We start from the raw sequence: 14,400 nt of genomic DNA, 5'->3' as shown, positions 1-14,400 counted from the left end.
ATTGTTCTATTGAAAATTAGATTGTGACTGACTATTGATTAAATTAAAAACATCAGCAAAAATTGTCCTACAAAATTATTCTACCACGACCTGAAGTCTAGAACCATCTTGTATATGACAGGCCGAAGCATTCCATTCTCCAGGGTAGCCATTATTGACCACTGAACGGATTGAAAACTCATAGGTCTCCCCTTGATCGAAATTGCTTTTGTCCAAAATGTGTTTATAGTAAGGATATTCGTCAGGAACTCCCTCTGTTTCCAAAAGCACTCCAATATTGTTTTCAAAGCCAACAGGTCCGTACTCGATTTGGTAAACTACAACATCATACGGGTTGCAATACAGTTGATTAAATCCAAAATCAATCGGCCATCTTAACATAATCGAATCCTCCGTTACAGACACATCAACTAAATATGCAGTATTTGCCTTGGGGGTTTTGTGTTCATATATCACTAATGGCTCTGAGTAGCTGGAACCACATTGGCTCCTCACCAAAACGTCGTATAAAGTGTCTGGCTCAAAATACTCTGGATATTCATTATGTAAATTGGTTTTGTTAAATGAGAAATTTCCAACTGATTTTGCAACCAACATGCCTGAACCAACCCCATTACCTTGCTTTACAATTTCAACATCAACAGGTAAATCAATAAAATCAACACTAAAGTTATATCCATCATTATTTGTTACATTATAAGCGATGTCACAATTAAATGCATCGGTTGAAAACGATTTTATTACCCAGTTAGTTTCTGCGTTTTCACAGATTCTACGTGCATAAAAGTCATAAGTACCGTCCTGTTCCAACTCATTTGATTCCACATTAAATTGATACTTCCCTTTAACTTGATTGATGTCCGTTGGCTTCAATTCAGTGCCCATTGGTATAATTGCATACTCCCACTCATTTGAAGTTCTCTCTTCTGGATATACAGCAATTTCAAAGCCTTCAAATTTCCAACCAAGCAGGACGACGTCTTGTTCGTCAAAACCGTTACAATCATTTGTACTGAAATTGTATGGATTTGTAATGAACTCCCCTTCTACTTCATCCGGACATATGGATTTCAAATAAAAGTCATATTGAGTTGAGGGAATTAGACCTTCAAGTAAAATCATCTCTTCTTGTGTTTCTATTTGAGTGCCATCACCCAATCGAAATCCCTCGGGTCCGTATTCTACAATGGAAGAATATCCTTGTGTTTCCACCCATTTTAATACAGCACTGTTCTCTGTAATGGATACCAGACCAATTTGTACATTGGCAGCACAGATGTTATGGGCTTCATTATGTTCGCAACAAACAATCAGTAAGAATAAAATAATTTGCAAACTATATTTAATTTTTCTCATACCTACTAAATAGCGATTTGTTTGAGTTCATCTAACCGACTGTTGATTAGAACATCTGTCAATTACTCGTTTACAAGTTTCTCCGCCATTAACCAATCAAATTCGTCATCAATATCCAAAGAACTTTTTTTGTCCATAGGATACTTTTTTATGTTCTTGAACTCAGAAATTTTATTCCTTTTTAGGGCAGTCACATTTATAACATAGATGGCCCCATTAAATTCCCAGACCTTGGGGCAATCTTGCCTTCTGGTAAAACTTCCTTCTTTGGACTTCTTTAAAAAACCATTTGCGTCCTCCTCAAAAAGAGAAAAGTAAGGGTTCGATTTGGCCTCCTTTGTCGAAACAACCATATCCAGGCCTTGGTTTTTATAAAATAAATCTATGGCTTCTTGGATATGCCGACTTGTTCTGAAAGGTGAAGTTGGCTGAAGTAAGACCATAACATCAAAACTATATCCTTGATTCTCATAAAAGTCAATGATATGGAGAAGTACATCTTGGGTACTAGCAACATCCGTAGCAAGATTTTTAGGTCTCAAAAAAGGAACTTTTAGTCCTGTTTTTTCGACTATCTTTTTGATTTCCAAATCATCTGTTGAAACCACAATTTCCTCATCATTAAAGACTTCCCTAGCTGCACATATGGTATATTCAATCAGAGGCTTGCCTCCAAGTTTTTTGATGTTCTTACCGGGAAGGCCTTTAGATCCGCCCCTTGCGGGAATGACGACAATTGAATTCATTTTAGAACTTTATCTGTTTTATGTCTTGTTGAGCCTTTTTAAAATCCTCGTGTTTTCCTATATCCAACCAATATCCTGACAATGGATATGAAATAACTCTTCTTTTTTCCTTTAAGAGGGTTTCCATTAAATCTGTTGCATTGAAAAATTCATTTTTTGGCAAATAAGACAATACTGATTTTTTTATCAAATAAATCCCACCATTGGAATAGTAAGTGTAAGTTGGCTTTTCTCGAAGATTGATGACATGTCCGTTACTGGTTTCCAATACGCCATAAGGTATATCAACCATATAGGGAATTGTAACCACCGAAAGATCGGCATCCTTATTCAAAAAATCTAGGAAAAAATCCTCATAATCCAGATTCGTCAAAATATCAGAATTTGTCAGCAATACATATTCATGTTCAAAATCAGTGATCTTTGAAACAGCGCCAATGGTTCCCATTGGTCTGTCCTCCCAAACATACTTTACTTTAACATTTCTTTTATGTCCATCGCCAAAGTAATCCTTGATCTGTTCACCCAGATATTTTACAGAAATCCAAAAATCATCAATTCCATATAAGGCAAGTCTATCCAGGTTATGTTCCACAATAGGTTTATCTCCGACCTTTAACAATGGTTTGGGTACAGTATCTGTCAAAGGCCTTAGGCGACTACCTCTTCCCCCTGCCATTATAACGGCATCAACAGGCAAATACGAGCGAATATTCCGGAAGTTGATAATATTTACAATTGTTCCTTCCCCATTAAGCACCGGAATTATTCTAAAGTTCTTTTCACGATATTCTATTATTTCCTTTATGTTCTGCTCTCCTTTTACGACATATCTAGGGTTAGGCTGAATAACAGAATCTACTTCATCTTCTATGGATATGCCTTTAATCAATCCTCTTCTAATATCCCCATCGGTCAATGATCCTTTTAGCTTATTATTTTCGTCAATAACAAACAATATGGCATCACTCGCAAGCTCATCCAATTTTATTAAGGCTTGCCTAATTCTACTTCCTGATAAAATGAGGTGATTTCTGTAGCTTCTCAATTGACTTCGTGTTTATGGTTAAGGTCATAAAAGGGTTTCTGAATTTTGGAAAGGTCTAGGTTTCGTAATATATTTATAATCTTGGATGTAGTATCTCCGTTTCCATATATCTTATCCTGATGTGGGATGCTGCTTAAAAACTCTTTTGACTGTGCTTTTTTTATGGCAATCTTAATATCGGAATATACTGGAATACAATTGATTATGCTATCCGACATTATCCTTCCTTTTTGTCTATCGCCAATATTTATGGTTGGTTTTTCAAAATAAGGCACCTCCAAAATTCCACTTGAAGAATTCCCTATAACAAAATCCACGTATTGCAGTGATGATAGGTATCGGAGTTGACCCAATGATGCAAAACCCAAGGCCTTGCTTCTATTAGAGTCTACATAATCTTCTATCATTTTATTGATTATAGCGCCCCCCTTATCAGAGTTTGCTTTCGTAAAAATCAAAGTGTAGCCCTTCAGGTCGTCCAAAGCCATCAAAAGTTGGTTGAATTGCCTTTCTGCCGTTAGGTTTTCGGTAGTCACGGGATGAAAGGTAATTAAGGCTGATTTATCTTTGAGCTTTGTCCCCAGCGACTCCTCCAATTGATTCTTAGACATCAATTTTAACCGTTTTATGCTGTCCACCCCAATAGCACCAACATTGAATACTCTTTGAGGATGTTCTCCCATTTGAATAATTCTGTCCTTGTAAAGTTGGGTCGAAGCAAAATGAAAGTGACTCATTTTAGTAATTGCATGCCGTATAAACTCATCATATGCTCCTTCTGTGGTTTCTCCTCCATGTAGATGAGCAATTGGAATGTTCGCGATTGTAGCTGCTGTGGCTGCCGCCAATATTTCAGTTCTATCTCCCAAAAGCACTAGCAAATCTGGTTTTAGCTGATCAAACACTTCGGCAAAACCCTTTAAGGCGCGACCCACCGATTTCGTTATTGATTTTGCCGAATCTCCATCCCAACCATCTTCAATTTTTGCATCAATGGTAAAGCCATCAGACTCTATTTCCCTATATGTATTGCCAAATTCGGGTATAAGGTGCATTCCGGTCACTAGTAGTTTAAGGTCAAGTGACTTGTCTTCCCTGATCGCCGAAATCAGAGGTCTCAACAATCCATACTCAGCTCTTGTGCCTGTCACCACTGCCACCCTCTTCATATCAAATCATCTTCTTCATAGTCCTTGGTAGCTTTTGTCCCAAGAAGCTGGTCCCATTTCATCGGTGAAATACCATTGCCCGGCCTTTTCACGGTCAAATTTTTCTCTGTAAATATTTCACCTTTTTTTATTCTCGTTTGTGCTACTATGCTCTTCCTTGCAATAGTTTTGTTTTTCATTTCACTTTGACTAGGAGCCTTTTTTCCTGTCCCTAAAGCTAATTCGATATTACGAATAGCAGTTACCATATCCTTAAGCTCCTCTGGTTCCAAGGAAGCTTTGTGGTCTGGACCCTCCATGTTTCGGTCCAGAGTGAAGTGTTTTTCTATCACCTTAGCACCTAAGGCAACCGCGGCTGTTGGAACCTCGATTCCGAGCGTGTGGTCAGAATACCCGACTTGAACTTCTAATAAATCTCGTATGGTCTTCATAGCGTTCAAATTAACGTCCTCCATTGGTGTGGGGTACTCGGTATTACAATGCAAAACAGTTATGTTAGATTTATTCGTTCCGGCTTCTATTAGGATGTTCAAAGCATCCGATATTTCCTTAATATCTGCCATACCTGTTGAAAGTATGGTTTTCTTGTTAAACTCGCCTATTTTTCTAAGATAAGGTAGGTTGGTAATTTCGCCCGAGGGGATTTTGAAGAGCTGCAGTCCAAAATCGTACAAAAACTGAAGGCTGTCTAGGTCAAAACCTGTTGAAAGAAACTTTACTCCTTTATAGTCACAATATTCTTTTAAAACATAATGGTTTTCCTTTGAGAGCTCCAATTTCGATAGCATTGAGAGCTGTCCACCATCCTTTGATTTCGTGTTTTCTATTTGATAATCTGCCTTTTTGGCCGATTTGCTTACCAAACTTTTGGCATTGAATGTCTGGAATTTGACGTAATCTACACCAGCGGATGCGGCAACATCAATCAGTTGCTTGGCCAACTCAAGGTCTCCATTATGATTAACTCCGGCTTCTGCAATAATTTGTACTCTTTTCACATTATTCTTTTTAACGGATTGCCTCCATATATGCTTGGGAAATCAATACTCTTTCTCACAAGACTGCCCGATGCTATTATAACATTGTCAGCAAGCGAAACACCTTGATTCAAGACTGTCCCACTACCAATAAAAACATTTTCTCCACAAACCACTTCACCATTAAGTATTGACCCTGTTGAAACATGCGTGAAACTTCCTATTGTACAACCGTGTTCTACAATAGCGCCCGTATTTAGGATGCAGCAGTTGCCTATCTGGGTATTTGCGTTTACGAATGCATTATGAAGTACGACAGTTCCTTCTGAAAGTTTGGCAGATGACGATACATAGGCTGATTTTGCTATAATCACGGGTAGCTTGCCTCCGTTATCGGTAACCAAGTCAAAAAGATTCCTTCTAACTTGACTACTTTTTATCTGTCCCACAGTAATAACAAATTGACGCTGCTTGTTTACATGTTTCACTATATCCGTATCATCTCCTAATATTGGAAAACCCATAACTTCCTGTGGTTTTGATGAATTGTAACTTGGGTCAAGAATCCCGCGAATGGTATATTCTCGTAGACCTAAAATAACCTCGATTACTGACTCGCAATGGCCTCCACCTCCTAGTAGTATTAATTCTATCATATTACTGCACTGCTAGGTATATTAACAATCCTATCTTCCAACCATTGTGCGTTTTCTAAATCCGTTGGCAAAGTGTTTTTAAACATATCCAAATGATTCATTAATTTCCAAACAGGTCTAGTCATTACACCGTTTCTGTTGGTTTGTTCCAAGAAAGAATCTCTCTCCTTACGGTCCTTTAAAATGATTGCATTTAACCAATAGTTACTCCGTGCATTTTTAGGCTCTACAACAAAGCTAACTTCCTCCATGGCGCTAAAAAAGGTTTGGTACTTTTTGGCTGTCTCTCTTTTATTTTCAATAATAGAAGTTAATCTTTCCATTTGAGCGCAGCCCAAGGCAGCATTAATATTTGGTAGACGATAGTTAAAGCCGATTGTATCGTGATCAAACTCCCATTTATGTGGAATCTTTGCAGTTGTAGTGAGATGTTTGGCTCTCTTAGCTAAACCTTCGTCGTTTGTGACTAACATACCACCACCACCGGTAGTTATAGTCTTGTTGCCATTAAAGCTGAGTGTTCCCATCTTTCCGAATAAGCCAGTGTGTATCCCATCATAATAGCTGCCTAACGATTCTGCTGCGTCTTCAACCAATTCAATGTTGAAGTCATTTGCAATCTTGGCGATTTCCTTTATTCTTCCCGGGTGCCCAAAAGTATGCATGGGAACCATGGCTTTAATAAGCCTGCCTGTAAGTTTGTTTTTACAACGCCCATCCACTTGTTCGGTATTGGTTTGCAAAAAAGTTAATAGTTTTTCAGGAGACAAACTCAACGTATTTTTATCCACATCAATAAAAAGAGGATGGGCCCCAATATAACTTATTGCATTGCAAGTGGCGACAAATGTTAAAGGTTGTGTTATTACCTCATCATCCCTCTTTACATCCGACAATAAAAGGCCTATATGTAGGGCTGCGGTCCCATTTACAGTGGCAACGGCAAATTTGGCTCCAGTAAAATCCACAACCATTTCCTCAAAATAATCAACATATTTTCCAACGCTTGAAACAAATGTAGAATCTATACAATTGTTCAAATACTTTTTTTCGTTGCCATTAAATATAGGTTCATGCAATGGGATAAAATCCTTCCGCCCATACAATTCGCGAATAAAGTCAATGGTTGCTTGGCACATTTTCAAATTACATTTTACTATCTAAATATTTTCCTTTTTCCAAATGGCCAAAACCTGGTATCATTTGATGGAACAAGGAAACTATTTGCTCCTTCGACCAGCCGCCCTTAGATTTCATCTCAGCTATGGATTTCTCAAATAATCTAATTTTTTCTACATCATGTCCTGCCTTGTTCTTTATTACTCCCAAGTTGATAAATCTATTCATGTCCAGAGTTTCATTTTTCGTGAAAAACTCCTCGAAATCCTTTTCTCCCGTGGTATCACTGCTTACAAACAGACATGGCCATTGATTATTATTTGGTAGGCTTTTGGCCAAATTACGGGCTTCCTCTTCCGATTCACATAAAATAGGTGATAGCCCCCTACTTATTAGGTATTTTTCAGCAATCTCGGAAAAGGTGATTAAATGCAGTTCCTCGCTCAATTTGGGAAAGAATATATCCCTGTTTTCCCCAAAAATACATGACATTAAACATAGTTCTCCCGACTCTTTTGGGGTCACAAAATACCGCTTTATGTCAGTTGGGGCTACTAACGGCTGTTTTTTTGAAATTCGCTTTTCAAAGCCATGTAAAAGAGACCCGTCAGAAAAAGCAACGTTGGCGAACCTGGCTGTAGAAATAGATATGTTCTCACTTCTGTACATCAAAAACAGCTCCATAATGCGCTTGGAGGCACCCATCATGTTTACCGGGTTTGCTGCTTTATCCGTTGAAACACAAAAGTATTTTTTAGCTCCCCCTTCTATAGCCTGTCTTATTGTTTTGTCAGTGTTAAAAATATTTACGTTAATCATTCGCATCAGGGTAAAGGGGTCTTTCTCACTTCGGACATGTTTTAGAGCAGATAAATTCAAAACATAGTCATATTTCCCGTCTGATGCTATAAATGCATCATATTCATCCGAACCAATATCTAAGGCATAGGTTGAAAAATCTCCATCTATGTATCCCAATGAACTTCGAATATCCCTTACCAGTTCAACCAAATTATTTTCACTTATGTCAACAACATGAAGTTTTTTGGGGTTTCTTTTAAAGATTTCTTTGGTAACGGCTTGTCCTATTGAACCAGCTCCTCCTAAAACCAAAAAAGATGAGTTTATGATTTTTTGTAATAGTATCTCTTCATGAGCCTTAATATCCTCCCCGAAGAGCTCATTTTTTCTTCCAATCAAGGATAATATATTGTCCATTGTTTTAATTTGTAATTGTTTTGTATCCTTTTCGGCTTGTCTTAATCACTAAAATTTATCCATTAAATTCGATAAAACTTTATCTTTATTAGACAGTACAATGTCGCTATTTTTCAATCTCCACTTGATACCTAAATCCGAATTATCATACTTAATCCCCCCCTCAGCCTCTTTATTATAATAATTATCGCACTTGTAAAATACCTCTGCTGATTCGCTCAATGTTAAAAACCCATGGGCAAATCCTCGTGGAACAAATAACTGCTTCTTGTTATCACAACTTAACTCTATGGATAAATGCTGCGCAAAGGTAGGAGAATCTTTACGCAAATCAACCACTACATCCTGAATTCTTCCTTGTAACACCGAAACCAACTTGGCCTGGGCATGCTCTCCTTTTTGAAAATGCAATCCACGCAACACTCCTTTTTTTGAGAAGGATTGGTTATCCTGTACAAAATTTACCTCTCGGCCAATAGCTTCACAAAACGCTCTGTGATTAAAGCTCTCAAAGAAATACCCCCGTTCATCTTCAAAAATTTCCGGTTCTATGATAAAGCATCCTTTTAGTTTCGTCTCTGTCGCTTTTATCATTCTTCTTTATTCAAAATTCCCAACAATCTTTTACCGTAACCACTCTTCATTAATGGTTCGGCCAATTCTTTCAACTGATTTTCATTGATATAACCCATTTCATAGGCGGCTACTTCAATTGATCCTGTTATCAACCCTTGGCGCTCTTCAATCACCTCCACAAATTGTGACGCTTGCATCAAAGCCTGAAATGTCCCGGTGTCCAGCCACGCAGTTCCCCTGTCCAATATACTAACGCTGAGCTTACCCTTTTTTAAATACGCTTTGTTGACATCCGTAATCTCCAATTCTCCTCTACTGCTGGGCTGTATGTTTTTGGCAATAGAGACAACATCATTATCGTAAAAGTAGATTCCCGGCACTACATAATTGGATTTGGGTTTTTTGGGCTTCTCTTCTATACTGATGGCTTTCCCTTCCTCGTCAAATTCTACCACCCCATATCGCTGTGGGTCGTTTACCCTGTAAGCATAAATGACCCCCCCTTCTGGGTCGCTATTTTCCTGCAATAGTTTGGACAAACCGGCTCCATAAAAAATATTGTCCCCCAAAATAAGGGCAACCTTATCCCTGCCAATAAAGTCTTCTCCAATGATGAATGCCTCCGCAAGACCATTCGGGGATTCTTGCGCCGCAAAGGTAAAAGAACAACCATATTTTTGTCCGTCACCCAACAGTTCCCGAAAAAGTGGAAGGTCTTTTGGGGTTGAAATAATAAGAATTTCCCTGATTCCGGCATACATTAAGGTGGACAAAGGATAATAAATCATTGGCTTGTCGTAAATGGGCATCAGCTGCTTGCTCACCGAAAGGGTAAGTGGGTGCAGCCTGCTACCGGTTCCTCCTGCCAGTATGATTCCTTTCATGAGTTGTATTCTTGATATTGTTTTTGGTAATATTCACGATAATTACCCGACGTGACCTGGTCCAACCATTTTTGGTTTTCAAAATACCAATCTATGGTCTTTTCGAGCCCTTCCTCAAAGGTGACCGAAGGCTTCCAGCCTAATTCTTTATTTATTTTGGATGCGTCTATGGCATATCTTAGATCATGTCCTGGGCGGTCTTTTACAAAGGTTATGAGTTTTTCTGATGTTCCCTCCTTTCTTCCAAGTTTTTTGTCCATTAGTTGGCATAGCAAGCGGGTCAATTCTATATTCTTCCATTCATTGAAACCGCCTATGTTGTAGGTTTCTCCTTTTCTTCCTTTATGAAATACCAAATCGATGGCCTCTGCATGATCTTTTACATACAACCAATCGCGGGTATAGTTGCCATCACCATAAACGGGCAATGGCTTGTTTTTTATGATATTATTGATGAACAACGGTATTAATTTTTCGGGGAATTGATTGGGGCCGTAATTGTTGGAGCAGTTAGAAATAACATACCGCAAATCATACGTTTCACCATAGGCCCTTACAAAATGGTCAGAGCTTGCCTTGGATGCCGAGTAAGGCGAGTTTGGGTCGTACGCCGTACTTTCATTGAAAAGCCCTTCCTGCCCCAAGCTTCCGAAAACCTCATCGGTACTGATATGATAAAACAAAAAGGCGGGGTTCGCTTTTGACGATTGTAATGAGGCGTTCAACAAATTGACGGTGCCCAAAACATTCGTTCGCACAAAAGATAAGGGGTCAGATATAGACCGGTCCACATGGGATTCCGCGGCCAAATGAATTATCCCATCAAAATTGATTTGGGAGAAAAGATCGTTTACAAAACCCGCATCAGTAATATCTCCTTTAACAAATGAATAGTTTGGGGCTTGCTCTATATCTTTCAGGTTTTCCAGATTTCCAGCATAAGTCAAGGCATCTAGATTAAAAATTTGATACTCCCCATATAGTTCAACAAACCGCCGAACCACATGAGAGCCGATAAAACCAGCTCCTCCGGTAATCAAAATATTTTTCTTCTCCATGTATGCCCCTGTTAAAAGCCTTTTAAGGCCTTATTCACTCATTCAAGAACACTGTTCTTTGGCCTCTTTGCTAAAGTACGATAATTAGGCTCCAAAACAAGATTGACCTTATCCGTCAGACCATTCTCATTCAATATTTGTTTGGCAAAATCATACCATGTCATCGGTTTTCCATCCGTAAAATGGTAAATACCAAAAGGTTTTTCTCCCAACACGATTTCGTTCAAAATAAATTTGGCCAATGACTCTGCGTTGGTGGGGCACCCTTTTTGGGCATCCGTGATATTCAAGTCCTCTCCCGCCAAAGCCTTTCTCACTATTGCTCTGTAAAAATTGTGCCCGTATTTCTTACTGTACAACCAAGATGTGCGGATTATATAATGGTTGGGTTGAATCTGTTGAATAAACTTTTCCCCGGCCAACTTGGATTTTCCATATACGTTGATTGGATTGGTTTTATCTGCCACGGTGTACCCCGCTTTTTTTTTCCCATCGAAAACATAATCCGTGGAAATATGAATCAAAGTCGTACCATGCATTTTACAAACTTCCGCAAGTTGTTTTGCTCCCTCGGCATTCACATTCATGGCTTTTTGGGGCTGTTTTTCTGCTTCTTCAACATTTGTATAAGCAGCGCAATTGATGCAGAAATCATACTGCCCTTGCTTAAAAACATCAAATAATTGGGCGGGCTCTGTAACATCCAACTCATTGGATAGTTTAAAGTCAAAACTAAAAACGGTAAATTTTTGGGCGTTATTTTGCAGGGTTTGACCAAGTTGCCCGCCAGCTCCTGTCACCAAGATTCGTACCATAGCACTCAATTGTTCCCGTATCCCTACAATAAGGTTTATTTCTGATTATAGGACTTCAAATACTTATTAAGTTCCAAAAGTGCCAGAACTCCCAACACCACAATCAACAACAAAATGGGCAACTTAAACTTATAACTTTTCCATAACCCTTTTTGCTCTACTCCTCTTGTCGGAAAATCACTTATTACGTTGATGATGGTCGACTTGTTGGCTCGTTCTTGGTTCAATTCAACCAGTTTTTCTTTTAAAATATCTTTTTCTTGGACAAGGGCCAACTCCCTCCCCTTGGATTCGCCTCCTTCTGCTAAATTGATGTTGGTGCCTTGCATCGGTTTATCGGCCTCCTTTACCAAAACCGTTCGGTATAAGCTCTGTAGGGAATCTATTTCCACCAACTGTTTTTTGTATATCTCTTCTTGAAGATCTAAGTTTTCGTCATTGATTCTTTTTTGAAGCTTGAAATACTCATTTACAGAAATCGAGTTGATTATGGCCGGTTGGGCCTTTTTGGCCACTCTATTGTCCGTGCTTATCATGGATATTTGATGAAATCTAGCATCCATGGAATTAAAGTTTTCGAGATAATTCGTGTAATCGATGGCCTTAACGGTAGTAGTATCCAACTCTCGGATAAACTCGTCGAATAATTTTATCTTCTGGTTTTCATCCGAATAAGAATCTGTAAAAATCTCTTTGATACTGGCCGCCTCATGTTCCGTAATGTTCAACGCAGTTGCCAGGGCAACAGAATCCTGTGCATCAGCCAAATCATTATAAAAGGCAATGTTATTATATAGTTGTTGGACACTGTTAAAGTTCGGTTCTACCACCATTCTGGAAATATATTTCTCAGGAGTGGTTCTATCCAGAACAAATCCAGCTACTCCACCTATGATAATAGCCGCACCAATAAAAATTATGTTTTTTTGGATAAAAAGAAGAAACAACACGATCAAGTGGAATATTCCTTTAAAAATGCTGCCAATGAAGTTAAAGAGCTTTTGAAATCCCTTTCCGATCATCTGGAACAATTGCCCCAAATCGATTTCATCCGAATTTTTCTGATTTACTGGTTGGTCTGCCATACCTATGAATTGAATATTTGTTTTAAAATTCTGTCCGTTATCAAATATGTGGGTTTTACCCCTGTTGTTCCCAGTCCGCCCGAAGCTAAAGTGCTCCCGGTCTCCAAGGGATTGTCCGATGCATAGTAAGCGTATCTTACCTTCACATCTTTCTTGATGCTCTTTCGTATCTGCGATGCCGATTGTATCGCTTTTTGATAGTGCACCCCTTCCATTTCCAATCCGATCACGTTCCAAGTGGATTCGTTGAAAAACTGTAGAATATCCCTGTTTTGAAGCGATGTTCCCAATACGGTAACCATGGTCCCTTCCATGACCTTCAAACCGTGCCCTTCAAAATCGGAACCACTGAGTTCGTTGTTGAAGGGATAATTATCCGCCGTACCCTCGAAAATATGTGCGGAAGGAATCATCAAGTCTCCTTTGCCGCCTTCCAGTATTCCAGCTTTTCCCATTATGGATACCGAATCTACATTAAGAAAAATCTTTTCCTTACCATCTTCCATCGGTTTCAAAAGCTCATCGATAGTCTCGTAGGCCTGTTCCCCAAAGGCATAGTCCATCACAAATATAACGGGTTTTTCTTCCTCTGGAACATCTGCCGGGAGCTGGTAACAACAGCTTTCGCTTCCAAATTTGGCGGTATCAAAAATTTGGACATCAATGTTCGCACCGGACTCGTCATCCAGAAAGATCATTCCATTGCTTTGGGCCAAATTCTTCACCTTTTTATTGAGCGACCTGTTCTTATCGGAGCCCAAGGCTTCATAAATATCCAAAGATTCATTGTCCGGAAACTCCTCGGCCAATGCTTTTTTGGCAAAGAGCGAGTTCATTACACTGTGCATATTGGCGCTTATGATATGAAGCGGCCTGGACATCAGGTTGTGCTCCTTAAGAGTAGCCTTGATTTTATCGGCCCACTTTTCTCCATGGATATGATGTCCCAATCGTTCCCTTAGCAACGGACTGAAGGTAATGGTTCTCTTATTGCCGGTGGTCTCCTCCTCAATGGCCAATTTGCCGAGCCAGTAAATTACGTTCAAAAAGCGGTCTGGGTCTTCGGGGGTCTTCAGTTTGTTTTGAATGTTTACTACCTCATCAAAAGTCCTCCCCAAAATATTGGCACAATGAATCAAAGCAACTTCCCTTTGCTCATTGTCCTTTTCCTCCAAAAGAACAAACTCGCTCAACTTGTCCCAGTCCCTTATGGTAGACGTTCCGTCATCTACCAAAACCCTTTTCGAGATTTTACCGGACTCAACGAACAAAAAGGTAAGGTGGGTCAAAATGTCGTAAATATCACTTCTGCCCCTTGTAATTTCGATGTTCATCTGCTCGTCGTCAATGCGGTAGCAGTTTCTTCTTCGCTTTGGGGGTACAATGGGCCTTAAATGTGATTTTGCAAAACCCTCATCGGATGTTAGGTTGATAAAACGGCACTCTTCTATCCCTTCGGGCAGTCGCTCCAACACATAGATCAATCCGTTAAGTTCGGCCTTTTCTTCTGCAATGGTCCCATAAATTTCGGGGCGGAGCAATAAAAGTGCTGTTCTGAGTGCATTGCCGGAAACGCCGGAGGGCTTATAGAATCCCCTATTTAGCAAATGGCGCATGGTGATGTACAAGCGTTCGATCGCATTGGTGGACTCTTGCGCCCTAGTAGTCTGTTTTACTTCTGTTGCCATCATAT

Annotated in this window: 14 protein-coding genes; all 14 read right to left on the bottom strand. The window is 39.4% G+C overall.

From position 1 onward, the window contains the following. Positions 1 to 75: 75 nt before the first annotated feature. Positions 76 to 1,356: a hypothetical protein gene (locus GVT53_RS17475; RefSeq protein ID WP_166249771.1), complete on the bottom strand. Its 1,281-nt coding sequence runs from the start codon at positions 1,354 to 1,356 to the stop codon at positions 76 to 78. A 62-nt stretch (positions 1,357 to 1,418) separates the two neighbouring features. Further along, the gene (locus tag GVT53_RS17470; protein WP_166249770.1) at positions 1,419 to 2,102 is read right to left on the bottom strand and encodes an acylneuraminate cytidylyltransferase family protein; all 684 of its coding nucleotides are present in this window, start codon (positions 2,100 to 2,102) and stop codon (positions 1,419 to 1,421) included. A 1-nt stretch (position 2,103) separates the two neighbouring features. Beyond that, the gene (locus GVT53_RS17465) at positions 2,104 to 3,150 is read right to left on the bottom strand and encodes a nucleotidyltransferase family protein (protein WP_166249769.1); all 1,047 of its coding nucleotides are present in this window, start codon (positions 3,148 to 3,150) and stop codon (positions 2,104 to 2,106) included. Beyond that, the gene (neuC, locus tag GVT53_RS17460; protein WP_166249768.1) at positions 3,147 to 4,319 is read right to left on the bottom strand and encodes a UDP-N-acetylglucosamine 2-epimerase; all 1,173 of its coding nucleotides are present in this window, start codon (positions 4,317 to 4,319) and stop codon (positions 3,147 to 3,149) included. The genes GVT53_RS17465 and neuC overlap by 4 nt, the downstream gene beginning before the upstream one ends. Continuing rightward, positions 4,316 to 5,317: an N-acetylneuraminate synthase gene (gene neuB, locus GVT53_RS17455; protein ID WP_166249767.1), complete on the bottom strand. Its 1,002-nt coding sequence runs from the start codon at positions 5,315 to 5,317 to the stop codon at positions 4,316 to 4,318. Before neuB ends, neuC begins: the two co-directional genes overlap by 4 nt. Beyond that, positions 5,314 to 5,952, bottom strand: a complete 639-nt coding sequence (locus GVT53_RS17450; protein WP_166249766.1) for a NeuD/PglB/VioB family sugar acetyltransferase — start codon at positions 5,950 to 5,952, stop codon at positions 5,314 to 5,316. The genes neuB and GVT53_RS17450 overlap by 4 nt, the downstream gene beginning before the upstream one ends. Beyond that, positions 5,949 to 7,091 carry a LegC family aminotransferase gene (locus GVT53_RS17445; protein WP_166249765.1) on the bottom strand — a complete coding sequence of 381 codons (1,143 nt, stop codon included), beginning with the start codon at positions 7,089 to 7,091 and terminating at the stop codon, positions 5,949 to 5,951. Before GVT53_RS17445 ends, GVT53_RS17450 begins: the two co-directional genes overlap by 4 nt. A 7-nt stretch (positions 7,092 to 7,098) precedes the next feature. Next, a complete protein-coding gene (locus tag GVT53_RS17440) occupies positions 7,099 to 8,289 on the bottom strand; it encodes a UDP-N-acetylglucosamine 4,6-dehydratase (protein ID WP_166249764.1) in 1,191 nt (396 codons plus the stop codon). A gap of 48 nt (positions 8,290 to 8,337) precedes the next feature. Beyond that, on the bottom strand, positions 8,338 to 8,880 hold the full coding sequence (gene rfbC / locus GVT53_RS17435) for a dTDP-4-dehydrorhamnose 3,5-epimerase (RefSeq protein WP_166250525.1): 543 nt from the start codon (positions 8,878 to 8,880) through the stop codon (positions 8,338 to 8,340). Next, positions 8,880 to 9,749 (bottom strand): glucose-1-phosphate thymidylyltransferase RfbA, encoded by an 870-nt coding sequence (rfbA, locus tag GVT53_RS17430; protein WP_166249763.1) that lies wholly within the window; start codon positions 9,747 to 9,749, stop codon positions 8,880 to 8,882. Before rfbA ends, rfbC begins: the two co-directional genes overlap by 1 nt. Beyond that, complete coding sequence (gene rfbB / locus GVT53_RS17425) at positions 9,746 to 10,807, bottom strand: dTDP-glucose 4,6-dehydratase (protein ID WP_166249762.1); 1,062 nt, start codon at positions 10,805 to 10,807, stop codon at positions 9,746 to 9,748. The genes rfbA and rfbB overlap by 4 nt, the downstream gene beginning before the upstream one ends. Before the next feature lie 38 nt (positions 10,808 to 10,845). Next, positions 10,846 to 11,622, bottom strand: a complete 777-nt coding sequence (rfbD, locus tag GVT53_RS17420; RefSeq protein WP_166249761.1) for a dTDP-4-dehydrorhamnose reductase — start codon at positions 11,620 to 11,622, stop codon at positions 10,846 to 10,848. Positions 11,623 to 11,657: 35 nt separating this feature from the next. Continuing rightward, positions 11,658 to 12,707, bottom strand: coding sequence for a hypothetical protein (locus tag GVT53_RS17415; RefSeq protein WP_166249760.1), 1,050 nt, complete (start codon positions 12,705 to 12,707; stop codon positions 11,658 to 11,660). A gap of 2 nt (positions 12,708 to 12,709) precedes the next feature. Continuing rightward, complete coding sequence (locus GVT53_RS17410; RefSeq protein WP_166249759.1) at positions 12,710 to 14,398, bottom strand: DUF6909 family protein; 1,689 nt, start codon at positions 14,396 to 14,398, stop codon at positions 12,710 to 12,712. Positions 14,399 to 14,400: the final 2 nt, after the last annotated feature.

Origin of the sequence: Flagellimonas oceani (assembly GCF_011068285.1) — a bacterium.
Lineage (GTDB): Bacteria > Bacteroidota > Bacteroidia > Flavobacteriales > Flavobacteriaceae > Flagellimonas > Flagellimonas oceani.
The sequence above is the reverse complement of the archived record's forward strand: the minus strand, read 5'-3'. Positions and strand labels throughout refer to the sequence as shown.

Excerpts from the sequence above, each read along its gene's own strand:
- rfbB (WP_166249762.1), bottom strand. The coding sequence starts at position 10,807 with ATGGAGAAGAAAAATATTTTGATTACCGGAGGAGCTGGTTTTATCGGC.
- rfbA (WP_166249763.1), bottom strand. The coding sequence starts at position 9,749 with ATGAAAGGAATCATACTGGCAGGAGGAACCGGTAGCAGGCTGCACCCA.
- neuC (WP_166249768.1), bottom strand. The coding sequence starts at position 4,319 with ATGAAGAGGGTGGCAGTGGTGACAGGCACAAGAGCTGAGTATGGATTG.
- GVT53_RS17445 (WP_166249765.1), bottom strand. The coding sequence starts at position 7,091 with ATGTGCCAAGCAACCATTGACTTTATTCGCGAATTGTATGGGCGGAAG.
- GVT53_RS17470 (WP_166249770.1), bottom strand. The coding sequence starts at position 2,102 with ATGAATTCAATTGTCGTCATTCCCGCAAGGGGCGGATCTAAAGGCCTT.
- rfbD (WP_166249761.1), bottom strand. The coding sequence starts at position 11,622 with ATGGTACGAATCTTGGTGACAGGAGCTGGCGGGCAACTTGGTCAAACC.
- GVT53_RS17415 (WP_166249760.1), bottom strand. The coding sequence starts at position 12,707 with ATGGCAGACCAACCAGTAAATCAGAAAAATTCGGATGAAATCGATTTG.
- GVT53_RS17450 (WP_166249766.1), bottom strand. The coding sequence starts at position 5,952 with ATGATAGAATTAATACTACTAGGAGGTGGAGGCCATTGCGAGTCAGTA.
- GVT53_RS17440 (WP_166249764.1), bottom strand. The coding sequence starts at position 8,289 with ATGGACAATATATTATCCTTGATTGGAAGAAAAAATGAGCTCTTCGGG.
- GVT53_RS17475 (WP_166249771.1), bottom strand. The coding sequence starts at position 1,356 with ATGAGAAAAATTAAATATAGTTTGCAAATTATTTTATTCTTACTGATT.
- GVT53_RS17410 (WP_166249759.1), bottom strand. The coding sequence starts at position 14,398 with ATGATGGCAACAGAAGTAAAACAGACTACTAGGGCGCAAGAGTCCACC.